General features: G+C 67.5%; 22 protein-coding genes. 18 read left to right on the forward strand and 4 right to left on the reverse strand.

Features of this window, described 5'->3' with window-relative positions:
• Positions 1-4: 4 nt before the first annotated feature.
• The 14 genes from hutH to J1C47_RS19740 all read left to right on the forward strand — a co-directional run bounded on the left by hutH (position 5) and on the right by J1C47_RS19740 (position 14,937).
• Positions 5-1,534: a histidine ammonia-lyase gene (hutH, locus tag J1C47_RS19675; protein ID WP_245396688.1), complete on the forward strand. Its 1,530-nt coding sequence runs from the start codon at positions 5-7 to the stop codon at positions 1,532-1,534.
• A 13-nt stretch (positions 1,535-1,547) separates the two neighbouring features.
• Positions 1,548-3,227: a urocanate hydratase gene (gene hutU, locus J1C47_RS19680; RefSeq protein ID WP_207352501.1), complete on the forward strand. Its 1,680-nt coding sequence runs from the start codon at positions 1,548-1,550 to the stop codon at positions 3,225-3,227.
• A 497-nt stretch (positions 3,228-3,724) separates the two neighbouring features.
• Positions 3,725-4,489: an ABC transporter permease gene (locus tag J1C47_RS19685; RefSeq protein ID WP_245396689.1), complete on the forward strand. Its 765-nt coding sequence runs from the start codon at positions 3,725-3,727 to the stop codon at positions 4,487-4,489.
• Between the two features lie 47 nt (positions 4,490-4,536).
• Positions 4,537-5,541 carry an ABC transporter substrate-binding protein gene (locus J1C47_RS19690; protein WP_207352503.1) on the forward strand — a complete coding sequence of 335 codons (1,005 nt, stop codon included), beginning with the start codon at positions 4,537-4,539 and terminating at the stop codon, positions 5,539-5,541.
• A 68-nt stretch (positions 5,542-5,609) separates the two neighbouring features.
• Complete coding sequence (locus tag J1C47_RS19695; protein WP_207352504.1) at positions 5,610-6,131, forward strand: MaoC/PaaZ C-terminal domain-containing protein; 522 nt, start codon at positions 5,610-5,612, stop codon at positions 6,129-6,131.
• Entirely contained in the window at positions 6,128-6,958 is an 831-nt protein-coding gene (locus tag J1C47_RS19700) for an ABC transporter ATP-binding protein (protein ID WP_207352505.1), read from the forward strand. Before J1C47_RS19695 ends, J1C47_RS19700 begins: the two co-directional genes overlap by 4 nt.
• A gap of 12 nt (positions 6,959-6,970) precedes the next feature.
• Positions 6,971-7,780 (forward strand): enoyl-CoA hydratase/isomerase family protein, encoded by an 810-nt coding sequence (locus J1C47_RS19705; RefSeq protein ID WP_207352506.1) that lies wholly within the window; start codon positions 6,971-6,973, stop codon positions 7,778-7,780.
• Positions 7,781-7,901: 121 nt separating this feature from the next.
• Positions 7,902-8,777, forward strand: a complete 876-nt coding sequence (locus J1C47_RS19710; protein WP_207352507.1) for an IclR family transcriptional regulator — start codon at positions 7,902-7,904, stop codon at positions 8,775-8,777.
• 82 nt (positions 8,778-8,859) lie between these two features.
• Positions 8,860-10,467, forward strand: a complete 1,608-nt coding sequence (locus J1C47_RS19715; protein WP_207352508.1) for an acyl CoA:acetate/3-ketoacid CoA transferase — start codon at positions 8,860-8,862, stop codon at positions 10,465-10,467.
• A gap of 73 nt (positions 10,468-10,540) precedes the next feature.
• Positions 10,541-11,425 (forward strand): fumarylacetoacetate hydrolase family protein, encoded by an 885-nt coding sequence (locus J1C47_RS19720; RefSeq protein ID WP_207352509.1) that lies wholly within the window; start codon positions 10,541-10,543, stop codon positions 11,423-11,425.
• Positions 11,426-11,542: 117 nt separating this feature from the next.
• Positions 11,543-12,271 carry a DUF4286 family protein gene (locus tag J1C47_RS19725; protein WP_207352510.1) on the forward strand — a complete coding sequence of 243 codons (729 nt, stop codon included), beginning with the start codon at positions 11,543-11,545 and terminating at the stop codon, positions 12,269-12,271.
• Entirely contained in the window at positions 12,268-13,053 is a 786-nt protein-coding gene (locus J1C47_RS19730; protein ID WP_210382378.1) for a 3-ketoacyl-ACP reductase, read from the forward strand. Before J1C47_RS19725 ends, J1C47_RS19730 begins: the two co-directional genes overlap by 4 nt.
• Before the next feature lie 45 nt (positions 13,054-13,098).
• Entirely contained in the window at positions 13,099-13,908 is an 810-nt protein-coding gene (locus J1C47_RS19735; protein ID WP_207352511.1) for a shikimate dehydrogenase family protein, read from the forward strand.
• Positions 13,909-14,061: 153 nt separating this feature from the next.
• Entirely contained in the window at positions 14,062-14,937 is an 876-nt protein-coding gene (locus J1C47_RS19740) for an SDR family oxidoreductase (protein ID WP_207352512.1), read from the forward strand.
• 198 nt (positions 14,938-15,135) lie between these two features.
• Here the strand turns inward: J1C47_RS19740 and J1C47_RS19745 are convergent, their stop codons facing one another.
• Together J1C47_RS19745 and J1C47_RS19750 are read right to left on the reverse strand one after the other, a co-directional pair.
• Positions 15,136-16,770 carry an acyl-CoA synthetase gene (locus J1C47_RS19745; RefSeq protein WP_207352513.1) on the reverse strand — a complete coding sequence of 545 codons (1,635 nt, stop codon included), beginning with the start codon at positions 16,768-16,770 and terminating at the stop codon, positions 15,136-15,138.
• 86 nt (positions 16,771-16,856) lie between these two features.
• Complete coding sequence (locus tag J1C47_RS19750; RefSeq protein ID WP_207352514.1) at positions 16,857-17,612, reverse strand: TSUP family transporter; 756 nt, start codon at positions 17,610-17,612, stop codon at positions 16,857-16,859.
• Between the two features lie 276 nt (positions 17,613-17,888).
• Between J1C47_RS19750 and J1C47_RS19755 the strand changes: the two genes are divergently transcribed.
• The 3 genes from J1C47_RS19755 (at position 17,889) to J1C47_RS19765 (ending at position 20,916) form a co-directional block, all read left to right on the forward strand.
• On the forward strand, positions 17,889-18,542 hold the full coding sequence (locus J1C47_RS19755; RefSeq protein WP_207352515.1) for a thiamine phosphate synthase: 654 nt from the start codon (positions 17,889-17,891) through the stop codon (positions 18,540-18,542).
• A complete protein-coding gene (locus J1C47_RS19760) occupies positions 18,539-19,654 on the forward strand; it encodes a tetratricopeptide repeat protein (protein WP_245396690.1) in 1,116 nt (371 codons plus the stop codon). The genes J1C47_RS19755 and J1C47_RS19760 overlap by 4 nt, the downstream gene beginning before the upstream one ends.
• A 312-nt stretch (positions 19,655-19,966) precedes the next feature.
• Positions 19,967-20,916, forward strand: a protein-coding gene (locus tag J1C47_RS19765) for an IS630 family transposase (protein WP_245396691.1) whose coding sequence is annotated in 2 segments (ribosomal slippage) — positions 19,967-20,308 and positions 20,311-20,916 — 948 coding nt in all. Because the reading frame shifts where the segments join, the coding sequence is not laid out codon by codon here.
• On the opposite strand, the gene J1C47_RS24250 is transcribed toward J1C47_RS19765, so the two are convergent.
• The gene (locus J1C47_RS24250; RefSeq protein ID WP_425354583.1) at positions 20,891-21,064 is read right to left on the reverse strand and encodes a DUF6538 domain-containing protein; all 174 of its coding nucleotides are present in this window, start codon (positions 21,062-21,064) and stop codon (positions 20,891-20,893) included. The genes J1C47_RS19765 and J1C47_RS24250 overlap by 26 nt on opposite strands.
• Before the next feature lie 549 nt (positions 21,065-21,613).
• On the opposite strand from J1C47_RS24250, the gene J1C47_RS19770 reads away from it, so the two are divergent.
• Positions 21,614-22,813, forward strand: coding sequence for a hypothetical protein (locus tag J1C47_RS19770; RefSeq protein ID WP_207352517.1), 1,200 nt, complete (start codon positions 21,614-21,616; stop codon positions 22,811-22,813).
• 23 nt (positions 22,814-22,836) lie between these two features.
• Here the strand turns inward: J1C47_RS19770 and J1C47_RS19775 are convergent, their stop codons facing one another.
• Positions 22,837-23,190 carry a hypothetical protein gene (locus J1C47_RS19775; protein ID WP_207352518.1) on the reverse strand — a complete coding sequence of 118 codons (354 nt, stop codon included), beginning with the start codon at positions 23,188-23,190 and terminating at the stop codon, positions 22,837-22,839.
• Between the last annotated feature and the right edge of the window lie 202 nt (positions 23,191-23,392).

Here is a 23,392-nt window from a genome sequence, read left to right on the forward strand (position 1 = left end):
CCGGATGCTGGTTCTTCAGCCGGGAAAGGTTTGCCTCGCCGACTGGCGCGCGGTCTATCGCGGCGCGGTGCCTTCGCTCGCTCCTGCGGCCTATCCGTCGATCGAGGCCTCCGCCGCCGCCGTCCGCCGGATCCTGTCCCGCGGCGAGCCGGTCTACGGCATCAACACCGGCTTCGGAAAGCTCGCCAGCGTCCGGATCGGCGCGGCGGATCTCGAAACGCTGCAGCGCAACATCGTTCTCTCCCATGCCGCGGGCGTCGGCGAGCCGATGCCGGTCGCGGTGGCGCGGCTGATGATGGCGCTGAAGCTCGCCTCGCTCGCGCAGGGTGCCTCGGGCGTCGAGCCGAAGACCGTGCGGCTCCTCGAAGCGATGCTGAAGGGCGGCCTGACGCCGGTCGTGCCCTGTCAGGGCTCGGTCGGCGCCTCCGGCGATCTGGCGCCGCTCGCCCACATGACCGCGGCGATGATCGGCGTCGGCGAGATCGTCGCTGGAAACGAGCGCAAGCCCGCCGAGGCGGCGCTCCGCGCGGCCGGGCTCGAACCGCTGACGCTCGGGCCGAAGGAGGGGCTGGCGCTGCTCAACGGCACGCAGTTCTCGACCGCCAACGCGCTGGCCGGCCTGTTCGAGGCCGAGCGTCTGCACCAGTCCGCCCTCGTCACCGGCGCGCTGTCGACCGATGCGGGACGCGGCTCCGACACGCCCTTCGATCCGCGCATCCATGCGCTGCGCCGCCATGCCGGCCAGATCGAGACGGCGGCGGCGCTGCGCGCGCTGATGGAGGGCTCGGCGATCCGTGCCTCGCACCGGGTCGGCGACGAGCGGGTGCAGGATCCCTACTGCCTGCGCTGCCAGCCGCAGGTGATGGGCGCGGCGCTGGATCTCCTGCGCCAGGCGGCGGCGACCCTCCAGACCGAGGCGAACGGCGTTTCCGACAATCCGCTGATCTTCGCCGACTCCGACGAGGCGCTGTCTGGCGGCAACTTTCACGCCGAGCCGGTGGCGTTTGCCGCCGACATGATCGCGCTGGCGCTCTGCGAGATCGGCTCGATCGCCGAGCGCCGCATCTCCCTTCTGGTCGATCCCGTCCTGTCGCTGCTGCCGGCCTTCCTCACGCCGAGGCCCGGCCTCAACTCCGGCTTCATGATCCCGCAGGTGACCGCCGCGGCGCTGGTCTCGGAGAACCGGCAGCGGGCCTATCCTGCGAGCGTCGACTCGATCCCGACCTCGGCCAACCAGGAAGACCACGTCTCGATGGCCGCGCACGGTGCGCGGCGCCTTTCGGCGATGGCCGACAACCTGTCGAACGTCGTCGCGATCGAACTTCTCGCCGCCGCGCAGGGCTGCGACCTGATCGGTGGCGGTCTCGCTTCCAGCGGCCCGCTCGAAGCCGTCCGGCGCCTCGTGCGGTCGAAGGTGCCGACGCTTCAGGACGACCGGCACTTCTCGCCCGACATCGAAGCCGCCGCCGGCCTCGTGCGCTCCGGCGCCGTCGTCGACGCCGTCGCCCCGCTGACCCTCCCGACGCTCGCCTGAGGAGCCGCTCACGATGACCACGCCGCCGATCCGCCTCGACAACGCCCGGAAGATCTCCGCTCCGCGCGGCACCGAGATCTCCGCCAAGAGCTGGCTGACCGAGGCGCCGCTGCGCATGCTGATGAACAATCTCGACGCCGAGGTCGCGGAACGGCCGCAGGAACTCGTGGTCTATGGCGGCATCGGCCGGGCGGCGCGCGACTGGCAGAGCTTCGACCGCATCGTCGCGGCGCTGCGGGAGCTGGAGGCCGACGAGACGCTGCTCGTCCAGTCGGGCAAGCCGGTCGGCGTCTTCAGGACCCACAGGGACGCGCCGCGCGTCCTCATCGCCAATTCCAACCTCGTGCCGCACTGGGCGACCTGGGACCACTTCAACGAGCTCGATCGGAAGGGGCTCGCCATGTACGGCCAGATGACCGCCGGCTCGTGGATCTACATCGGCTCGCAGGGGATCGTGCAGGGCACTTACGAGACCTTCGTCGAGATGGGCCGCCAGCACTACGGCGGCGACCTCTCCGGCCGCTGGATCCTCACCGCCGGGCTCGGCGGCATGGGCGGTGCGCAGACCCTCGCGGCGACCATGGCCGGCGCCTCGTGCCTTGCCGTCGAGTGCCGGCCGTCCTCGATCGAGTTCCGGCTGAAGACCGGCTATGTCGACCGGCAGGCGCAGGATCTCGACGAGGCGCTGGCGATGATCGACGAGGCCACCGCGGCGGGGAAGCCGGTCTCCGTCGCGCTGCTCGGCAACATGGCCGAGGTTCTGCCGGAGATGGCGCGGCGCGGCGTCAGGCCCGACATCCTCACCGACCAGACCTCGGCCCACGACCCGGTGAACGGCTATCTGCCGGCCGGCTGGACGCTGGCCGAATGGGAGGAAAGGCGCGAGCGCGACCCGAAGGCCGTCGCTGCCGCCGCCAGGGCCTCGATGGCGACTGAGGTCCGCGCGATGCTCGAACTTTATCGCGCGGGCGTCCCGACGGTCGACTACGGCAACAACATCCGGCAGATGGCGCTGGAGGAGGGGGTCTCGGACGCCTTCGCCTTCCCCGGCTTCGTGCCGGCCTACATCCGCCCGCTGTTCTGCCGCGGCATCGGCCCGTTCCGCTGGGCGGCGCTCTCCGGCGACCCGGAGGACATCTACCGGACCGACGCCAAGGTGAAGGAACTGCTGCCGGACGACGCCCATCTGCACCACTGGCTGGACATGGCGCGCGAGCGCATTCGCTTTCAGGGGCTCCCGTCGCGGATCTGCTGGGTCGGGCTCGGCGACCGGCATCGCCTCGGCCTCGCCTTCAACGAGATGGTCGCCTCAGGCGAACTGAAGGCTCCCGTCGTCATCGGTCGCGATCACCTCGATTCCGGTTCGGTCGCCTCGCCGAACCGCGAGACCGAGGCGATGCAGGACGGCTCGGACGCCGTTTCCGACTGGCCGCTGCTCAACGCCCTCCTCAACACCGCCTCCGGCGCGACCTGGGTGTCGCTGCATCACGGCGGCGGCGTCGGTATGGGCTTCTCCCAGCATGCCGGCATGGTGATCGTCGCCGACGGCACCGAGGACGCCGCACGGCGCCTGGAACGGGTGCTCTGGAACGACCCCGCGACCGGCGTCATGCGCCATGCCGATGCCGGCTACGAAGACGCGGTGGAATGCGCGAAGGAGAAGGGGCTGAGGCTGCCGGGCGTCCTCGGCTGATCCTCACAAGGCTCCCACCCCGCTCTTTCGGACACGAGCGGCCCGCCGCCTGTCCGTTGCCTCGACGCCAAAGACCCATCGCGGTCGCGTCGACGCGTCGAAGGCAAGCGCCATCGGCGACGCTTCGATCTCCCGCCTTGCGGGGGAGATGCCGTCCTTCGACCGGCTCGGGAGGCAGAGGGGGGCTCGGTGCCGGATTCTTGAACGTCGCGCGGTACCCCCCTCTGGGTTGCCACCCATCTCGCCCGCAAGGGGGGAGATCAGGCCAATCCCCGTGCTCCGCCCGGCTTCGAGCGATGGCCCTGGGCGCCGGGCGCAAACTTGCATGTCCTTCCAAGATGGAATAACGTTCCAGAATTGATCGCCGTTTCTCGATGGAGGAGTCGGTTCGGCGATGGGAGGATGCGATCATGACTTCAGGTGTTTCGACGGCGCCCGCCGCCGCACGCCCTCGCGCGGCTCCGGCCCCTGATCCGGCGGCGCGCAGACGCAGGGCGTTGCGGACCTTGCGGCTCGTCTGCTGGAACCTGATTCCGGCGCTCACCTTCGTCATCATCATCGGCATCTGGGCAGCCGCGGTCCAGATCTTCGCGATCCCCGCCTATCTCCTGCCGGGCCCCGCCAGCGTCTTCGAGCTGTTGATCAGGGAATCCGGCATGTTGTGGCGCAACGCCCAGGTGACGCTTGCCGAGATCCTGCTCGGCTTCGGCCTGACGCTGGTCACGGCGATCCCGCTCGGCCTCGTCATCGCCCTTTCGCCGATCGCCAAGCAGGTGCTCTATCCGCCGGCAATGCTGCTGCAACTGGTGCCGAAGATCGCCATGGCGCCGCTGTTTCTCGTCTGGTTCGGCTTCGGCATGGAGTCGAAGGTCGTCTTGACCCTGCTGATGACCTTCTTCCCGCTGCTGATCGCCAGCATCAGCGGTTTCCAGATCCTCGATCAGCGGCTTCTCTACCTGACCCGCTCGATGGGCGCGTCGAAGTGGCAGACCTTCCGCTACCTCCGCGTTCCGGCCGCGCTTCCGGTGATCTTTTCCGGCGTCAAGACGTCGGCGACGATCGCCGCGACGGCCGCCATCGTGGCGGAGTTCGTCGGGGCGAACCAGGGCCTCGGCTACGTGCTTCTGAAGGGCACGAGCACGATGAACCTCGACCTGACCTTCGCGGTGCTCGTCGTCCTCACGGTGATCGGCCTCGCCATCAACTACCTGGTCGAATTCAGCGAATGGCTTCTCGCTCCCTGGCAGCGCGACGGCAAGTGACGCAGCCGGGCAAAACGCTTCGTGCAAGAACAATGTGGAGGAAACGCATGAGACACATCACCAAGACCCTGCTCGGGATCGGGCTCGCCGGCGCCTCGCTGCTGGCGGCGACGTCCGCCTATGCCGACACCGACGTGAAATTCCAGCTCAACTGGTATGCCGGCGGCGCCAATGCCGGCTTCGCCGCGGCTCTGCAGGAGGGCTACTACAAGGACGCCGGGCTGAACGTCACCATCATCCAGGGCAACGGTTCGGCCAATACGGCGCAGCTCGTCGCGAGCGGCCAGGCCGACCTCGCCTATGCCGACGCCGTCGCGGTCAGCCAGCTGATCGCCAAGGGCGCGCCGATGAAGGTCGTCGCCACGGTCTACCAGTCGAACCCCAACGAGGTCGAAGCTCTGAAGAGCAGCGGCATCACCTCGATCGCCGACCTGAAGGGCAAGAAGATCGGCGTCCCGGCGGGCAGCTCGCAGGTGACCATGCTGCCGCTCTTCCTCGATGCCAACAACCTCAAGGAATCCGACGTCAATCTCCTCAACATGCCGACGGCCTCGATGGTCCCGGCACTGCTGCAGAAGCAGGTGGATGCGATCCTCGGATCGGTCGACGACTACCACATCCAGCTCGACTCCCAGGGAGCGGACGTCACCGGCTTCATGTTCGCCGATCACGGCGTTCCGACGGTCAGCACCTCGATCTTCGCCAGCGAGGAGTTCATCAAGGACAATCCGGACGTTTTGAAGAAATTCATCTCCGCGAGCCTCAAGGGATGGGGCTTCGCGCTGAAGAATTCCGACCAGGCGGTCGCCGACCTGAAGAAGACCTTCCCGGATGTCGACACGAAGCTCGCCGCCCAGCAGCTCGCGGCGATCCCGCCGCTCTTCTGCAGCGGCGGCACCAAGTATATCGGCAAGGCGACCGACGCCCACTGGAGCCAGACGCAGGACCTTCTCTCGAAGGTCGGCCTTCTGCCCGAAGGCAAGGATCCGACGATGTACTACACCAACGACTACCTGCCGCCCGAGTCCGAACTCGAGCCCTGCAATCAGTGACGTTTGGTGAAACGAGGCCGGTCCCCGCCACGGCGGGGCCGGCAGCAGAGAGTGAGAGGCGGACGAAGTTGAGCGTCAGAACCTCATACCGCTACGAAGACCTTTACGAGGGGCTTCGCTTTCGCAGCCCGGGCCGGACGATCACCGACGCCGATCTCGTCGGCTTCGCCGGCCTCACCGGCGACTTTTCGGAGCTGCATACGAGCGACGTCTATGCAGAGAGCAGCCAGTTCGGCCGGCGGGTCGCCCACGGGATGCTCGGTCTCGCCTATGCCCACGGCCTGATGTGGGCCCGCACCGGCGAGTTGCGGGAGACGGCGATCGCCTTTCTCGGCATCGCCGACTGGCGCTTCGTCGGACCGATCTTCGTCGGCGACACGATCTTCGTGAACTACACCCTCGCCGAGCTTCGCGACAGCCGCTCGAAGCCGACGCAGGCGATCGCGACCTTCGACGTGGAGCTCGTCAAACAGGACGGCTCTCTGGTGCAGAAGGGGCGCAAGGCCCTGCTGGTCTCGAAGGTCCCGCTGCAGGCGATGTCCGCGTCCTCGGCAAGGAGCGGCTCGCAGAATGAGACGAGGAACACATGACGGCCAGCGCACACGATGCCGCAGTCCCCGGTGTGCCGATCGCGATCGACAACGTCTCGAAGGTCTTCGGCGAGGGCACCGAAAAGCCGTTCCAGGCGCTGAAGCCGATCACCACCGACATCGCGCCCGGCGAGTTCGTCTCGGTCGTCGGCGCGTCGGGCTGCGGCAAGAGCACCCTGATGCTCATGGTGGCCGGCCTCCTTGCCAGGTCGAGCGGGACGATCACCGTCGCCGGCCGGACCGTAACGAAGCCGATCACCGACATCGGCATCGCCTTTCAGGACCACCTGCTCCTCGACTTCCGCACCGCCCTGCAGAACGTCATGCTGCATGCCGACATCCGCAAGCTGCCGCACAAGGACATCGAGGCGCGGGCGCGCGAGCTCTTCGGCCAGCTCAATCTCGAGCACGCGATGAACAAGTATCCGCGGCAGCTCTCCGGCGGCATGCGCCAGCGGGTGTCGCTGATCCGCAGCCTCGTCCACGACCCGTCGCTGCTCCTGATGGACGAGCCGTTCGGCGCCCTCGACGCGCTGACCCGGCTGCAGGTCCGCACCGATCTCGAATCGCTCTGGATGCGCCGCAGGCCGACGGTCCTCTTCATCACCCACAGCGTCGAGGAGGCGGTCGGCCTGTCGGACCGGATCCTCGTCATGAGCCCCAGTCCCGGCGAGGTGATCGAGGACATCCGGGTGGAACTGCCGCGCCCGCGCCCGATCGTGCTCGGCGATGCGCCGGAGTTCTCCGCCTATGTCGATCGCATCCACCGCCACTTCGAGCGTCTCGGCATCCTGCACGGGCTCGGAACCCTGCCGAAGGCCGGGTGAGGAGCGCGGAGGATGAGTGACGAATCCGAGGATCGCGGCGAAGAAGGCGATCGGCTCTGCACGCTGTCGCTGCGTGGGGCGATCGCCGAAATCACGCTTTGCAGCGGCCCGCTGAATCTGGTGACGCGGCCGTTCCTGCGGCAGCTGAACGCCCATTTGCGGACGCTCGCCGACCGCACCGACATTCGCTGCGTCATCCTCCACGGCGGCGCGGGGCGGGCCTTCTGCGCCGGCAGCGACATCCGCGAGTTCGAGGCTCTGCGGGATGGGACTGCGAGCGAACGCAAGATCCTCTTCGAGGACATGGTGCTGCGCTCGCTGGCGTTGCTGCCGGTGCCGACGATCGCGGCGATCGACGCGCCGGCCTTCGGGGGCGGCCTCGAACTGGCGCTGGCCTGCGACATCCGGGTGCTGAAGGCGGGGATCGGGATCGGCCTCACGGAATCGCGGCTCGGCGGGCTTGCCGGCAACGGGGCGGTGCGCCTCGCAAGGCTCGTCGGCCCGGCACGGGCGAAGGAGATGCTGTTCACCGGCATGGTCGTCGACGCCGCGACCGCGCTCGACTGGGGCATCGTCAACAGCCTCGCCGAGACCGGATCGGCGCTGGATCGAGCCCGCACGATGGCTGCGACGATCGCCGGGCGCGGTCCGGTCTCAAATCGGCTCGCCAAGCGGCTCGTCGACGCCGCGCTCGACGAGCCGCTGGACGCGGCCCTGGCACGCTCCACTCGGGCGCAGCAGCAGATTTTCGATTCGGCCGATCTCCACGAGGGAGCCGCCGCCTTCTTCGCCAAGCGCGAGCCGGAGTTCACGAACGGATGAGGACGCACGAGACGGCGGACCGCCCGCAGCCCGGCGCCGACCGGCGACGCTGCATCGAAGCGCAGGCCGAGATCGGCCGGAGCCTGCGCATTGCCGGCGCCCTCGACCATGGAGTGGTGAGATGACACATGTTCCCGCCGAGCGCTGCCTTTCGATCATCCAGCTCCTCGCCGACAGCGCCGCCGACATGCCGCTCGGGGAGATCGCGGAGCGGCTGAACCTTCCCAAGAGCGGAGCCCACCGCCTTCTAACGACTCTCGTCGAGGAGGGTTGGGCGAAGAAGGATGCGCAGACCGGCTTCTACGGTCTGACCATGCGGCTGGTCATCCTCGGGCAGCGCTTCTACGTCGCCTCCGGCATTCCGGACATCTGCCAGCCGCTGCTCGACCAGCTTGCGGCGGCGTCGCGGGAATTCGTGCGGCTGGCGGTGGTGGATTCCAACGCGCTGGTCTGGGTGGCCCAGGCGCAGGGGGCGCGGGCCGGGCTGATGTACCAGCCCTCGACAGCCGCCGCGACGGTGCCGCTTCATGCGACGGCGAGCGGCAAAGCGTGGCTGTCGACGCTGCCGCTCGACCGGGCGATCGAGATCGTGCTCGCCACCGGCGGGTTCGAGAACGCCGAAGCCTACGGGCCGAACGTCATGCGTTCCGTCGCCGAGCTCATCGAGGAACTCGCGGCGACGGCCGCACGCGGCTACGGGCGGGTCATGAACGAGGCGGAGCCCGGCGTGACCGCTCTCGCCGCGGTGATCCGCTCGGGCAGCACCGGCCCGGTCGCCGCGACGGTCAGCATCGCCGGACCGAGCGTGCGGATGACGGACGCGCGGGTGCAGGATCTCGCCCCGCTCGTCACCGCCTGTGCCGCCGAACTCTCCGACCTCTGGCCGCTGCGCCTTGGAACCGACTACCCGCCCAATGCCGAGCGGACGCGGGGGAGGGCGCCGCAGCCCGGCCGGGAAGAGGGCGAGGACGGCCGGCAACGCCTGCGTGCCGGGTAGCAAAGACGATCGTCGACACCAGCGCCGAGGACACGGCGCCGTCGCCGCCGTCGCGGGACAGTTCGGGAAGGACATCGGGAAAATGCAGGTCATCGATTCGGCACAGGCTGCAAGCCTCATCCGGAATGGCGACAATCTCCTCGTCAGCGGATCGGGCGGCGGCCACTGCGTGCCGCAGGCGCTTCTCGACGCGGTCGAGAAACGCTTCCTCGATACGGGCGAGCCGAAGGACCTCTGTCTCGTCCATGCCGTCGGGATCGGCGATCGCAAGTTGAAGGGCGCCGCCTGCTTCCGTCACCCCGGCATGCTGAGACGCAGCGTGACGAGCGCGCTGATCGACTCGCCGCCGCTGATCGAGCTCGCCCGCCGCAACGAGATCGAGTCCTACACCCTGCCGCAGGGCGTCATCGCCCAGCTCGTCCGCGAGATGGCGGCCGGGCGCCCCGGCCTGATCACCAAGACCGGCCTTCACACCTTCGTCGATCCGCGCCAGCTCGGCGCCCGGCAGAGCGAGAGCGCCCGCGAGGATCTGGTGGAACTGCTCGAGGTCGCCGGCGAGGAATGGCTCCGCTTCAAGCCGCTGCCGCTCGACGTCGTCTTCCTGCGCGGCACGACCGCCGACGAGGACGGCAACGTCTCGATGGAGCAGGAGGCGATTCCCGGCGAGATGCTGTCCTGCGCCCAGGCGGCCCGGCGCCAGGGCGCCGCGGTCGTGGTTCAGGTCAAGCGTCTGGCCGAGCGGCGCGGCCTGAAGGCGCGCGAGGTCAAGATCCCCGGCATCCTCGTCGACTACGTGGTGGTCGACCCCGGGCAGCGGCAGACCTATGCCAGCGACTACGATCCGAGCTATTCGGGCGAACTGCGGGTGCCGCTTGCCTCGATGGCGAAGCTTCCCTTCTCGGTCCGCAAGATCGTGGCGCGCCGCGCGGCGTTCGAACTGCGCAAGGGCGCCGTCTGCAACCTCGGAGCCGGCATCTCGACCGGCGTCTCCTCCGTGGCGGCGGAGGAGGGCGTCCTCGGCGACATCGTGCTGACCAACGAGCAGGGCTATATCGGCGGTGCGCCGCTGACCGGCGTCGATTCCGGCGCGGCCCAGAACTTTTCGGCCGTCGTCGACCAGCCCTACCAGTTCGACTTCTACGACGGCGGCGGCCTTGACATCGCCTTCCTCTCGTTTGCCGAGGTCGATCCGGCGGGCAACGTCAATGTCAGCCGGTTCGGCGACAAGATCGTCGGCATCGGCGGCTTCGTGAACATCAGCCAGAACGCCCGCAAGGTGGTGTTCAGCGGCACCTTCACCTCCGGCGGGCTGGAGGTCGAATGCGCCGGCGGCAGGCTCGCCATCCGTCAGGAGGGGCGGCACCGCAAGTTCGTCTCCGGCATCGAGCAGATCTGCTACAACTCGCAATTCGCCCTTCGCCAGGGGCGCGGCGCCGCCTTCGTCACCGAGCGGGCGGTCTTCGACGTCTCGCCGGACGGCCTGAGGCTGATCGAGATCGCCCCGGGCATCGATCTCGAACGCGACGTCGTCGGCCAGATGGCCTTCCGCCCGGCGATCGCCGGCGACCTTAAGATCATGGATGCTCGGCTGTTTTCGCCGGAGCCGATGCGACTCGGTCCGGACCTCGACGCGGCCCCGTCGGGCCATCGCAGGCCGCGCCGGACGCTGGACGGGCAGGGCACCGGCTGAGCGGGGCCGTCCGCGACGAGAACCGAAGGTCAGCCGCTTCCGGCTGTGATCCCAAGACGAGGAAAGTCCGACAATGAAGCTCTTCCGCCATGGCCCGCAGGGGCAGGAACGTCCCGGCATCGTCGACGGCGAGGGGAACCCCAGGGATCTTTCGGGGGTGGTCCGCGACATCGACGCGTCCGTCCTGGGCGCTTCCGGCCTCGACGCGTTGCGGGCCCTCGATCTCGCCGCGCTGCCGGTTCTGGACGCCGGCATCCGTTACGGCGTTCCGGTCGCGACCGTCCCGAACCTCGTCTGCATCGGCCTCAACTACACCGACCACGCCGAGGAGACGAACGCACCGATCCCCTCGCAGCCGATCATCTTCAACAAGCATACCGGGGCGCTCTGCGGCGCCAACGACCCGGTGATCCTGCCGGCCGGCTCCACCAAGCTCGACTGGGAGGTGGAACTCGCCTTCGTCGTCGGAACCCCCTGCTGGGACGTGCCGGAAGACCGCGCGCTCGATTATGTCGCCGGCTTCTGCGTGTTGAACGATCTCTCCGAGCGCGAATTCCAGCTGGAACGCGAAGGGCAGTGGACGAAGGGCAAGAGTTTCCCGACCTTCGCGCCCTGCGGCCCGTGGCTGGTGACGCGCGACGAGATCGCCGACGTGCAGGATCTCGACCTGTGGCTCGACCTCAACGGCAACAGGGTGCAGACCGGCACGACGCGGCGGATGATCTTCACCTGCGCGCACATCGTCTCCTATGTCAGCCGCTACATGGCGCTGCAGCCGGGCGACATCATCACCACCGGAACCCCGCCGGGCGTCGGCCTCGGCGCCGTCCCGCCGGTCTTCATGAAGGCCGGCGACGTGATGCGGCTCGGCATCACCGGGCTCGGGGAACAGGAACAGCGCCTCGTTCCCTATGCGCCGCAGATGGCGCGCCGCTGGGAAGCGCGCGGCGCGGCCTGACCGGTTTTGTCGGGGCCCGGCCCGGCCGGCGCCGGATCGACACATCGGGCGACGGATCGAGACCCGGGCGGCGGCCGCATCGAGCGGCGAGACCTATCGGATCGGATGGAGGGCGGCATGGCGATGCTGGGAGACGGCGTTCTGGCCATTTGGAACGGCATCGAGCCGGACGCCGAGGTCGAGTTCCTGAACTGGCACGTGCGCGAGCACATTCCCGAGCGGGTGTCGATCGAGGGGTTCCTGCGCGGGCGGCGCTACGTCGCGCTCGACGGCGAGCCGAAATATTTCAACTTCTACGAGACGGCGCGGCCCGATGACCTCGCCTCGCCGGCCTATCAGGCGGAACTCGATCGTCCCTCGGAATGGACGTCCCGCGTCGTGCGCGCCTTCCGGGACACGTCGCGGACGGCCTGCCGCGTCGCGTGGACGGCGGGCATCGGCGAGGGGAGCGTCGTCGAGACGCTGCGGCTCGGCGCACAGGCGGAACCCGAAGGCTTTGCCCGGCGCCTCGAAGCTGCGCTGCTCGCGCCGCTCGCCGCACACCCGCGCGTCGTCGGCGTCCACCTTTTGCAGGGCGAGCGCGACAGCGGCGGCGAGACCGCCGAGATGCGCCTGCGCGGCGGCCGCGACGAGGTGGCGGCCTGGATCCTCCTCGTCGAGACGCTCACCCAGGACGCCGTTGCCGCCCTGCGCGCCGATCTCCTCGGCGAGGAGCATCTCGCCCGCTGCGGCATTGCGGGCGCCATCCGACGCGGCAGCTACGTCCTGCAATACGGCCTGTCGCGCGCCGAACTCGACCGCCGCGGGCTGCGGCCGATCGACGAGCGCCGGCGGCGCCGGCCGTGAGCGCGGCTCTCCCGAAGAAGAGCTCATCCAGGGGCACGGTGCTGGTCACCGGCGGTGGCTCGGGAATCGGCCATGCGACGGCGCAGCTTCTGCGCGCCTCGGGGTTCGACGTCGCGACCGCCGGCCCGAACGAGGCGCCGGCCGGCTGGCTCGACCCGGCTCCGCCGGGCGCCGGCCGCGCCGGCCACTTCCTCTTCGACCTCGCGGAGACCGCGGCGCACGGGCCGCTGCTCGACCGGATCGAGCAAGAGTTCGGCCCGATCACCTGTCTCGTCAACAATGCCGGCGTCACGTCGCTCGTGCGCGGCGACCTGCTCGACCTTTCCCCCGAGAGCTTCGACCGGTCGGTCGCGGTCAATCTGCGCGGCACCTTCTTCCTGACCCAGGCGCTCGCCCGCCGTTTCCTCGCGCGGCCCGAGGACCGGGCGCGGAGCATCGTGACGATCACCTCGGTCAATGCCCAGATCGTCGGCGAGAATCGCGGCGACTTCTGCATGACCAAGGCCGGCCTTTCGATGATGGTCGCGCTCTTCGCCTCGCGCCTCGCCGATGCGGGAATTCCGGTCTTCGAGATCCGCCCCGGGATCATCGCCACGGCCATGACCGAACCCGCGCGCGAGTGCTACACGGCCTTCATCGGGAGCGGCGGGGTGCCGGCCGGCCGCTGGGGTACGGCGGAGGACGTCGCGAGGGCCGTGCTGACGCTGGTCGCGGGCGGGCTGCCCTATGCGACCGGTATCCGGCTCGAGATCGCCGGCGGAATGCAGATTCACCGGGTCTGACCCTCGGTTCAAGGTTTTCGGTTCTCGGCTCGAAGGAGAAACGGCATGACCATCAGCGGAAAGACCAGGATTTTTGCGATCGTCGGCGATCCGATCGTCCAGGCGCGCACGCCGGCATTGCTGAATCCGATGCTCGCCGCGGCGGGCATCGACGCCGTCCTGCTGCCGTTCCACGTTCCGGCCGCCTCTTTCGCCATGATGATGCCGGCGCTCAAGGCGATGGCCAATCTGGACGGGCTGGTGGTGACCTATCCGTTCAAGGAGCGGGCGCTCGCCCACGTCGACGTGGCCAGCGACCGCGCCCGCATGCTGGGTGTCGTCAACGCGATGCGCCGGCGCGCGGACGGGGGCTGGGAGGGCGACATGTTCGACGGCATCGGGCTCCTTGCTCCCGTCGAGGCCCGGCGCCCCGTCGCCGGCGCCAAGGTGCTGCTGATCGGCGCCGGCGGGGCGGGGCGCGCCATCGCGGTCGCCTTCGCCGCGGCCGGCGCGGCGTCGATCGCCGTATCCGACCTCGACGCGGCGCGGGAAGCCTCCCTCGCCGCCCTGATCGAAGCGAATTTCCCGACGTGCGGGGCAAGGCGCGGCTGCGACGGCGTCGGTTCCTATGACATCGTCGTCAACGCGACGACGCTCGGCATGAAGCCCGGCGATCCGCCGCCGATCGCTCTGACGGAGCTGCAGCCGTCGACGCTCGTCGCGGACGTCGTGCCGTCGGATCGGCCGACGGCGTTCCTGACGGCGGCTTCGGAGAAGGGTGCCGCGACGGTGGCGGGCCACGAAATGACGAAGGGACAGGCGAAGGTGCTTATGCAGTTTCTGACGGCGAACCTTCCAGCCGCTTCGGAACGATAGACGCGCTCGCCGCGCGCTCGCGCCGCACGCGCTCTTCACTGCCTGGTTCGGAAAAGAAGTCTCATGGCGGAGGCGAACCAACCCCGCTTGCTTCCCGCCGCCCGCCGGTCCACTTTGACGTAAACGTCAATCAAGGCGGAGGAGGAGACGGCCATGGCCGCAACGCTTCAGGGTAAGACCATCTTCATGTCCGGCGGTTCGCGCGGCATCGGCCTCGCGATCGCGCTGCGGGCGGCGCGCGACGGCGCCAACGTCGTCGTCGCGGCAAAGACCGACCAGCCGCATCCCAAGCTTCCCGGCACGATCCACACCGCGGTGGAGGAGATCGAAAAGGCCGGCGGACGGGGCCTCGCCGTCCTCTGCGACATCCGCGACGACGCCCAGGTGGAGGCTGCGGTCGAAAAGACGGTCGAGCGTTTCGGCGGGATCGACGTGTGCATCAACAACGCCTCGGCGATCCAGCTCACCGACACGCTGTCGACCGACATGAAGCGCTACGACCTGATGAACGGCGTGAACGCCCGCGGCACCTTCCTCGTCTCCAAATGCTGCATTCCGCATCTGCAGAAGGCCGAGAACCCGCACATTCTGACGCTGTCGCCGCCGCTCGACATGCAGGCGAAGTGGTTTGCCGGCCACGTCGCCTATTCGATGGCGAAGTTCGGCATGTCGATGGTGACGCTGGGCCTTGCGGAGGAACTGAAGGCCGACGGAATCGCCGTCAACTCGCTCTGGCCGCTGACGGTGATCGACACGGCTGCCGTGCGCAACGTCCTCGGCGGGGCGCCGCTGGCGGCGATGAGCCGCTCGGCCGACATCGTCGCCGACGCCGCCCATGCGATCCTCACCAAGCCGTCGCGCAGCTTCACCGGCCGCTTCCTGATCGACGAGCTGGTGCTGATGGAGGAGGGCGCCACCGACTTCGCCCCCTACGGCCCGGAGAACGGCGTGCCGATGGCCGATTTCTTCGTGCCGGACGAAGCCTTCGAGAAGGCCGCGACCAAGGTGAGGCGCCAGCCGGCAGGCTGAGCCTTGATGAGGTTTCCGGCAGATCACCTCGTGATGCCGGAAACAAGGACGCTCATTCGCCGCGCGGGCTTGATACGAGCCCCGCTCTGATCGAGCGGATCTCGTATGAGATGGCGGAGCCGCGTGGCGCCGCCATCGAAGCAAGCTCGATAAAGAGGCGGCGGCCTCGCGGCCTCGCGGCCCCTCGGCCGGGGCCGGTCAGTCGTCGATCATCTTGCGGAGGACGTATTTCTGGATCTTGCCGGTCGAGGTCTTCGGCACCTCGGCGAAGCGGATCTCCTTGGGGCATTTGAACCGGGCGAGCTTTGCGCGGCAGTGGGCGATCAGCTCCTCCTCGCTCGCCGCGCGGCCGGGCTTCAGCTCGACGAAGGCGAGCGGCGTCTCGCCCCATCTGTCGTCGGGCTTGGCGACGACGGCGGCGGTCTGCACCGCCGGGTGGAGGTAGAGGGCGTTCTCGACCTCGATCGAGGAGATGTTCTCGCCGCCGGAGATGATGATGTCCTTGGCCCGGTCCTTCAGCTCGATATAGCCGTCCTCGTGCATGACGCCGAGATCGCCGGAATGGAACCAGCCGCCGCGAAACGCCTCGGCGCTCGCTTCCGGGTTTTTCAGGTAGCCGCGCATCACGATGTTGCCGCGGAACATGACCTCGCCGATCGTCTCGCCGTCGGCCGGCACCTTCTCCATCTTCCGGCCGTCCATCACGGCAAGGTCCTCCAGCGCCGGATAGCGGACGCCCTGGCGGGCCTTTCGGGCGGCCTGTCCCGGCCGGTCGAGCTCGTTCCACTCGGCCTTCCAGGCGTTGACCACCGCCGGACCGTAGGTCTCGGTCAGGCCGTAGAGATGCGTCACCTCGAAGCCGGCGTCCCGCATGCCGGCGAGCACCGCCTGCGGCGGCGGCGCCGCGGCGGTGTTGAATGTGACGGTCTGGGTGAACGGACGCTTGTCGTTTTCTTCGGCGTTGATCAGCGTCGCCATGACGATCGGCGCGCCGCAGAGATGCGTGACGCCGTGATCGGCGATGGCGTCGTACATCGCCCTTGCCCTGACCCAGCGCAGGCAGACATGGGTGCCGGCCTGGACGGCGAGCGTCCAGGGAAAGCACCAGCCGTTGCAGTGGAACATCGGCAGGGTCCACAGATAGACCGGATGGCCGGTCATCCCGGCCGCCACGATGTTGGCGTAGCCCATCAGCGCCGCGCCGCGATGATGGTAGACGACGCCCTTCGGATTGCCGGTCGTGCCCGAGGTGTAGTTCAGCGAGATCGCGTCCCATTCGTTCTGCGGCATCTGCCAGTCGAAGTCGGGGTCTCCCTCGGCGAGAAGCGCCTCGTATTCCAGGCTGCCGATCGGCTCGCCCTTCTTCGCCGGCGCGTCGGCGGGAAAGTCGGGATCGTCGTAGTCGACGACGAGGGGCGCCGCCTTCGCCTTGCCGAGCGCCTCCGCCATGACCTCGGAAAATTCGAGGTCGACGATGACGACTTTCGCTTCGGCATGGTCGAGCTGAAAGGCGATGATCTCCGCGTCGAGGCGGGTGTTGATCGACAGGAGCACCGCCCCGGCCATCGGCACGCCGTGATGGGCCTCGAGCATTGCGGGGGTGTTGGACAGCATGACGGCGACGGTCTCGCCGCGCCCGATCCCGCGCCGCGACAGGGCCGAGGCCAGCCTGCGGGAGCGGGCGTAGAAGTCGCGATAGCTGCGCTCCAGCGACCCGTGGACGATCGCCGTGCGGTCTGGATGGATCAGCGCCGCCCGCGACAGGAAGGTGAGCGGCGTCAGCGGTTGATAGTTCGCCGCGTTGCGGTCCAGATGCTCGTCGTAGATGCCCATGCCCGTCCTCCCGTCGGCGTCGTTCTTCGTCCGTGCCGGGCGGCGCCCGCCTGGGCCCCTCCCGTGTCGGTGGCGGTGCCCCTCGTTCAGAAGAGCGCCGCCGCCCCGTCATAGACGAGTTTCAGCCCGATCGGCAGCAGTAGCCAGTAGATGATCCGGTAGAACAGCGTCGGATCGGTGCGCTTGACCAGCCAGATGCCGGCAAGCGTTGCGACCGGCGCGAGTGGCAGCAGCGCCGCGGAAGTCGACAGATTGTCGCGGGAGAACTGGCCGAGCAGGAAGTAGGGCAGGAGCTTCATGGCGTTGACGGAGGCAAAGAAGATCACCGAGGTGCCGGCGAAGACCGGCGGCGGGATCTTCAGCGGGACGACGTAGATCTGATAGGGCGGGCCGCCGGCATGGCTGACGAAGCTCGCAAATCCCGCGACGGCGCCCCAGAAGGCGCCCTTCGCCGGCTGCTGCGGCCGCGCCGCCCGGGCCCGCCGCGCGCCGGCCAGCCAGTTGCCGAAGAAGCTGAGCGCCAGAAGCCCGATGGTCAGGCGGAAGGCGTCCTCCGACACTGCCGCCGCGGTGAGGTAGCCGAGAAGCACGCCGAGGGCCGCCGCCGGCAGCATGGTGAAAACGATGCCGCGGTCGAAGCGTCCGCGCCAGGCGAAGAGGCCGACGACGTCCATGACGAGAAGGATCGGCAGGAGGATGCCGGCGGCCGTCACCGGCGGCACGGCGATCGCCATCAGCGGCACGCCGACCAGCGCCGCGGTGCCGCCGAAGCCGCCCTTGGACAAGCCGATCAGGATCACCGCCGGGATCGCGACGGCGTAGAACAGCGGATCGGTTATCACGGTCTGTGCTCGTCCTCCGGTGTTTCAGCGGGATAGGCGAGGGGAAGCGGGCCGGCAAGGGGGGGCGGTTCGGCGAGGGGGGGCCGGCAAGAGGACGGGCGAGCAAGCGGGGTCGGGCCTGCAAGCGGGCTCGGCCGGCAAGGAGGCGGGCGGGCCGCCTTGCCTCGCCCGCGTTGGCTGCTGCCGCGTTTCGCCTACACAGCGTTGACGGTTGGGACGAACCGCGGCGACGCGGGCGCTTCACACCCAGGCCGCTCTGGAGTATCGACGGGCATCATGATCCTAGACCCGATCCGCCCGCGGCTGGTGCTCGTCACGACGCCGCTTTCAGACGACGAGGCCGCGGCGAAGCTCGGCGCCGCCATGGCCGGCGGCGACGTCGCCTCCGTGCTCATCGATCCCGCCGGGCGCGACGCCGCGGCGTTCCAGCGCCTTGCCGAGACCCTCGTTCCCCTCGTCCAGGCGGCGGGGGCGGCGGCGATCGTCGTCGACGACAGCCGCGCGGCCGGCCGGGCGAAGGCCGACGGGCTGCATCTGACCGGCGGTGATGTCGAGGCGCTCGGCGAGGCTGTCTCCCGCCACCAGCCGAAGATGATCGTCGGCTGCTCGGGCTTCGAGACCCGCCACGACGCGCTGGAGGCCGGCGAGCGGATGCCGGACTACCTGCTGTTCGGCCGCTTCGGCGGCGACAGCGACGCCGGCCCTCATCACAAGAGCCTGGCGCTCGCGGAATGGTGGGCTCCGATCGTCGAGATCCCCTGCATTCTCCTCGGCGGGGCGGATCTTTCGACGCTGGAGACGGCCGCCGCGACCGGTGCCGAATTCATCGGGCTGGCGCGGGCGGTGTTTGCCGAAGGGAACGATCCGGCGGCCTGCGTCGCTGCGGCGAACCGCGTCCTCGACGCTTATTTCGAACGGATTTCCGAATGACCGCGGCGCCTGAGCAGGCCTGCCGCAGGGATGGCGGGCACCGCGTCCCGCGGCCGGCCCTCGCCGCGGCGATGCTCGCCGCCGCGATGTTCGCAGCCCCGCCGGCGCTCGTGCCCGCCCGGGCCCTCGCCGCGGAAAAGACCGCGGAGAAGACGGTCGCCGCCCCCACGAAGCGCCCGGACCGGGGCGCGGCGCATGGCGCCCGGGCTCCTTCGGACCGCACCGCCGAGGCGAAACCGGCCGGCAAGGGCCGGAGCGATGGCGGGGGCGCCGCGTCGTCGCCCTCGAAGAGCGACATGGCCTACGGCGCCTTCCAGCGCGGCTACTATCTGACGGCGGTGCAGCTTGCCGAGCCGCTGGCCAATATCGGCGATCCCGCGGCGCAGACGCTGCTCGGCGAGATCTATTCCCGCGGCCTCGGCGTCAAGCGTGACATGAAGGAGGCGGCGCGCTGGTACGAGGCGGCGGCCAAGGCCGGCAATGCCGAGGCGCAGTTCCGCTATGCCATGATTCTTCTCGCCGGCACCGCCGTGAAACAGGACGAGGCGCAGGCACGCGACCTGATGAAGGCGGCGGCCGATGCCGGCCTGCCGCTGGCGGAATACAATTTCGGCCAGATGCTGATCGAGAGTTCGCCCGCCGGCGGCTTCGCCGACGCGGCCAGCTATTTCGAGAAGGCGGCGAATGCCGGCGTGCCCGAGGCGCAATACGCGATGTCGCAGCTCTATGCCAACGGCAAGGGTGTCGCGCAGAACCTCGATGCGGCCCGCAGCTTCCTTCACGCGGCAGCGCTCAACGGCTTCGACATCGCGCAGATCGAGTACGGCATCTGGCTGATCAACGGCAAGGGCGGACCGGCCAAGCCGGAGGAGGGGTTCCTCTTCCTCCGGCACGCCGCCGAACTCGGCAATCCGATCGCCGTCAACCGCGTCGCCCATCTCTACAAGGACGGGATCGGCACCGCCCCGGACGTCGCCCAGGCGGCGAAATGGGCAGTGCTCGCCAAGCGCATGAAGAATTCCGATGCGGTGCTCGACGACTTCTTCCGCGGCCTCGACGCCGATGCGCAGAAGTCCGCGCTCGAGGCGGCGAACCGTTTTCGCTCCGGTTGAGCGGCTGAAACCCGCAGGGGAATCGCATTTGAGATTTTGAAGTGGCATTTTGCTGGACTTGCCCCGGGAAAGTGGAGAGCGTTTCGTTCTTAGGCAGACCTGGAAATAATTCCGGATGCGCTCTCCCACGATCTCGAACGACGAAACAGGCATCGTCTTCAGTTCCTCTAGATAGGCGTCGAGGGCGCTCGACAGCCTCCGGCCGCGTATGCGTGCTAGAGCGGGATGAGTTTGCCCTGAATCGGGGCGGATTCCCTTGTCCGAGAAAAGCTGATATGATTCAACATGCTGGCTGGGAGGAGGCCAGCATGGATGGCAAAACCCTATTCGATGGACCTGCGTGCCAGGGTAGTGGCCGCGGTGACGCAGGAAGGGATGTCGCGGAACCAGGCTGCCCGCCGCTTCGGTGTCGCGGTCAGCACGGCGATCCGCTGGGTCGACCGGTTTGAAGAGACTGGGAGCTTCGCGCCCGGCCAGATGGGCGGGCACAAGCCGAAGAAGATTTCCGACGGCCATGCCGAGTGGCTGCGCCAGCGCTGCGCCGAAGAGGCTTTCACGCTGCGCGGCCTGGTCAAGGAACTGGCCGCGGAGCGCGACCTGAACGTCGACTATCGCTCGGTCTGGGAGTTCGTCCACGCGCAGAACCTGTCTTTCAAAAAAAGACGTTGCTCACCAGTGAGCAGGATCGCCCAGACGTCGCTCGCCGACGCGAACAATGGCTGAAATATCGCGGGCGGATCGATCCTGCACGCCTCGTCTTCATCGACGAAACCTGGACCAAGACGAATATGGCCGCTCTGCGCGGCTGGGCGCCGCGGGGTCACAGACTGCGGGACAAGGCCCCGTTCGGGCACTGGAGAACCTCCACCTTCGTCGCCGCACTGCGAGAGGATGGCGTCGCCGCGCCCTGGCTGATCGACGGGCCGATCAACGGCGAGCGCTTCCTCCTCTATGTCGAGAAGGTGCTCGTCCCGACCCTGAGGCCTGGCGACATCGTCATCCTCGACAACCTCGGGAGCCACAAGGGCAAAGCTGTGCGCCGCGCCATCCGAGAGGTCGGCGCAAAGCTCCTGTTCCTGCCGAAGTACTCGCCCGACCTCAACCCGATCGAGCAGCTCTTCGGAAAGCTCAAGCACTTCCTGCGCAAGGCTGCCGCGCGAACCCGCGACACTCTCTGCGACGCCGTCGGCGAAATCCTGCGGGACGTCACCAGAGACGAATGCCGCAACTATCTCGTCAACTCAGGTTATGCACCAACCTAAAATCATCCCGCTCTAGCAGAGGATCTGATGTTCGCGGGGAGAGCTTAATCTCCCCTTTACACAGAACAGGCCGAAGTCGGATCGGCACCGCCATACGATAGTGGAAGATGTCGCCGCGTCTCGCGACACGCGGTATGGATCGGGACATCGCAGACCGGTGCTGACCAGGTTTCTGTACCAGGGCCTGCGTCTGTCAGCTTCGATACTTGAAAAATTATCAGCCGCGCCAGTCACTTACGCGGATCGTGGCGGAGAGGAAGGGAGAAGAACACCAACTCCTTTCGGTGCTCCCAAACCGCCGTTTTCCCAGCATCGTGCTGTCTGCCTCCCACCTAGATTGTACCGAATTGCTGGCCACCGCAATCGTAGCGATTTGCGGCGCAACTGCGCTTGATGTCAGCGGGGGATTTGGCTCCTCGAAGGCGCTAATTTTCGGCGGAGAGGAAGTCAGGTAGGTCTAGAGGCCCCACGCCCTCCAGCGGGCAATGGCGCTCCGTTGAGCTCTCATTTCGCGAGAGGGAGAGGGTTGGGCAGGAATGGCGGGCGATTTCGCCAGCTGCCGGGCGCGCAGGTGGCGGAATTTGAAGACACGAAGTCGTCTAGGGACCAAGTCCCGCCACTCCGAGAAGCAACTTCAGCACACTGTAACCACCTCTGCGCAAAACTGGCTGGATCGCTTTCTTGAAGGACGCACCCCATGCCCAGTTTCTCTCGCCACGCTGCCCCTGTCATGGTTCGAGATGGCATGGGCGTTGTCAGGCTGGAGCGCGTCCATCTCGGAGGCGGCGATGATGGACGGCGGCGGGAAGCTTTCGTCCAGGAGCTGGTCCATTTCAATCCCGACGTCATCCCCATGTCGGATATCGAACCCGCCTTCACGCCGCTGATTTCGATTTGTCGCGAACTCCCGACATCGGCGGGTTATCTCGATAATCTCTGGATGAGCCCCGAGGGCAGCATCGTGCTTGGCGAATGCAAGCTCATGCGCAATCCCCAGGCTCGCCGTGAGGTCGTCGCGCAGGCACTCGACTACGCCCGTGCGATCCATCGGTGGCATTACTCGCAGCTTGAAGACGCCGTCAGGCGGGCAACGCAGCTGGACACCAGTCTTTGGGACAGGGTCCGCGATCAGTCTGATCTCGAGGAGGCCCAGTTCATCGATGCGGTGGAGCGGCGGTTGCGTTTTGGCCGCTTCATGATCCTCATCATCGGCGACGGCATTCAGGAAGGCGTCGAGGAACTCACCGATTTCCTGCAGCTGCATGCCGGTCTGCACACCAGCGTCGCTCTGGTCGATCTTTCGATCTGGAAAGACAGTAACGGACGCCTGCTTGTCGTTCCGCGGATACCGGCCAAAACTGCTATCATCGAGCGCGGGGTTGTTACGGTCGAAGATGGCGCGATTGTCAACGTCAAGCCGCCCGCTTCGCTCTCGCCCGCAAGTCCAGCTGGCCCGCGTCAGATCACCGCGTCCGAACCGGAATTCTTCGATCAGATCGAACAGCGAGTGCCCGGCATCAGCGGCCCGTTGCGCGAGTTCGTTACGAAGGTCTCGAAAGTTGGGATCGAGCCCGAATACCGAAAATCGCTTGTTCTTCGTTTCCACGCCTCGCCGGATATCCGATCCTCGGCTGGGTACGTTGATGCCAATGGAGGATTGCACCTCAGTGACGCCTGGGGGGCCGCGGAAAAACTCGGTCGCAGGCAGGTTATCGAGGACTATCTCGCGACGACTGCCGCGCTAATCGGCGGTCGTGTGCAAACCTATGAGAAAACTTGGCCGAGAGTTGTCGGGCCTGATGGCCGAACTCCGCAATTTACCACCGTCATTGGACGCCTTGACGAATGGGTAAATGCAATCTCAAATCTCGTGAGCGGCCTTCGGTCAGACGTTTGACGATAAGCAGTCGGCAACGGAGGCTAGCCCTCACCCGAAGCCGCGATGAGAGATGCACAGATCGCCGCGCTGGCCGGAAATTTAATCGTCCCTCGGTCTGCTATCATGCACCGCAGGATAGCCATTTCGTTCACTCCGGTAGTGCGTCGCATCTCGACCAAGACAGAGCCCCAACGCGTGTACTCCTCTTCGCTTGGCCGAACGTCGTTCAAGCTCATCACCGTTTGCAGGAGTGCTTCGATCTCAGTTTGCGTGTGCCTGCCTTCAAAGACAGCCTCCATCTTTTCAAGAGCACCACTTTCTAAAACTTGGCTTTCTGAGGTGGTCGCGAGATGAGAAGAGCAATAGGTAAGTCCGACGCTGAAGAGCAAAATCATTACGATCCCGCCAAGTACGCTCCCCGCTCGCGCCTCGTTTCGCTTCTTGCGAGCGGCGTCCCATACCTGCTCGTCTAGGTCGCATCCCCATAACCGGGTTCACGTTCGGTGGTTGATTTGATTCAATCTCCTTTGAAAGGAGATTGCCATGCGCCGTCACGAACTGAGCGACCAGGAATGGGAGATCATCGAACCGCATCTG

Source organism: Jiella sonneratiae, from assembly GCF_017353515.1.
Classification (GTDB): domain Bacteria; phylum Pseudomonadota; class Alphaproteobacteria; order Rhizobiales; family Rhizobiaceae; genus Jiella; species Jiella sonneratiae.

What these genes read in the sequence shown, in the direction of transcription:
- J1C47_RS19725 (WP_207352510.1), top strand. Translation starts at nt 11,543, where the DNA reads ATGGCGATGCTGGGAGACGGCGTTCTGGCCATTTGGAACGGCATCGAG.
- J1C47_RS19740 (WP_207352512.1), top strand. Translation starts at nt 14,062, where the DNA reads ATGGCCGCAACGCTTCAGGGTAAGACCATCTTCATGTCCGGCGGTTCG.
- J1C47_RS19690 (WP_207352503.1), top strand. Translation starts at nt 4,537, where the DNA reads ATGAGACACATCACCAAGACCCTGCTCGGGATCGGGCTCGCCGGCGCC.
- J1C47_RS19720 (WP_207352509.1), top strand. Translation starts at nt 10,541, where the DNA reads ATGAAGCTCTTCCGCCATGGCCCGCAGGGGCAGGAACGTCCCGGCATC.
- J1C47_RS19770 (WP_207352517.1), top strand. Translation starts at nt 21,614, where the DNA reads ATGCCCAGTTTCTCTCGCCACGCTGCCCCTGTCATGGTTCGAGATGGC.
- J1C47_RS19710 (WP_207352507.1), top strand. Translation starts at nt 7,902, where the DNA reads ATGACACATGTTCCCGCCGAGCGCTGCCTTTCGATCATCCAGCTCCTC.
- J1C47_RS19700 (WP_207352505.1), top strand. Translation starts at nt 6,128, where the DNA reads ATGACGGCCAGCGCACACGATGCCGCAGTCCCCGGTGTGCCGATCGCG.
- J1C47_RS19715 (WP_207352508.1), top strand. Translation starts at nt 8,860, where the DNA reads ATGCAGGTCATCGATTCGGCACAGGCTGCAAGCCTCATCCGGAATGGC.
- J1C47_RS19755 (WP_207352515.1), top strand. Translation starts at nt 17,889, where the DNA reads ATGATCCTAGACCCGATCCGCCCGCGGCTGGTGCTCGTCACGACGCCG.
- hutU (WP_207352501.1), top strand. Translation starts at nt 1,548, where the DNA reads ATGACCACGCCGCCGATCCGCCTCGACAACGCCCGGAAGATCTCCGCT.
- J1C47_RS19735 (WP_207352511.1), top strand. Translation starts at nt 13,099, where the DNA reads ATGACCATCAGCGGAAAGACCAGGATTTTTGCGATCGTCGGCGATCCG.
- J1C47_RS19705 (WP_207352506.1), top strand. Translation starts at nt 6,971, where the DNA reads ATGAGTGACGAATCCGAGGATCGCGGCGAAGAAGGCGATCGGCTCTGC.
- hutH (WP_245396688.1), top strand. Translation starts at nt 5, where the DNA reads ATGCTGGTTCTTCAGCCGGGAAAGGTTTGCCTCGCCGACTGGCGCGCG.
- J1C47_RS19745 (WP_207352513.1), bottom strand. Translation starts at nt 16,770, where the DNA reads ATGGGCATCTACGACGAGCATCTGGACCGCAACGCGGCGAACTATCAA.
- J1C47_RS19775 (WP_207352518.1), bottom strand. Translation starts at nt 23,190, where the DNA reads ATGATTTTGCTCTTCAGCGTCGGACTTACCTATTGCTCTTCTCATCTC.
- J1C47_RS24250 (WP_425354583.1), bottom strand. Translation starts at nt 21,064, where the DNA reads ATGTCCCGATCCATACCGCGTGTCGCGAGACGCGGCGACATCTTCCAC.
- J1C47_RS19760 (WP_245396690.1), top strand. Translation starts at nt 18,539, where the DNA reads ATGACCGCGGCGCCTGAGCAGGCCTGCCGCAGGGATGGCGGGCACCGC.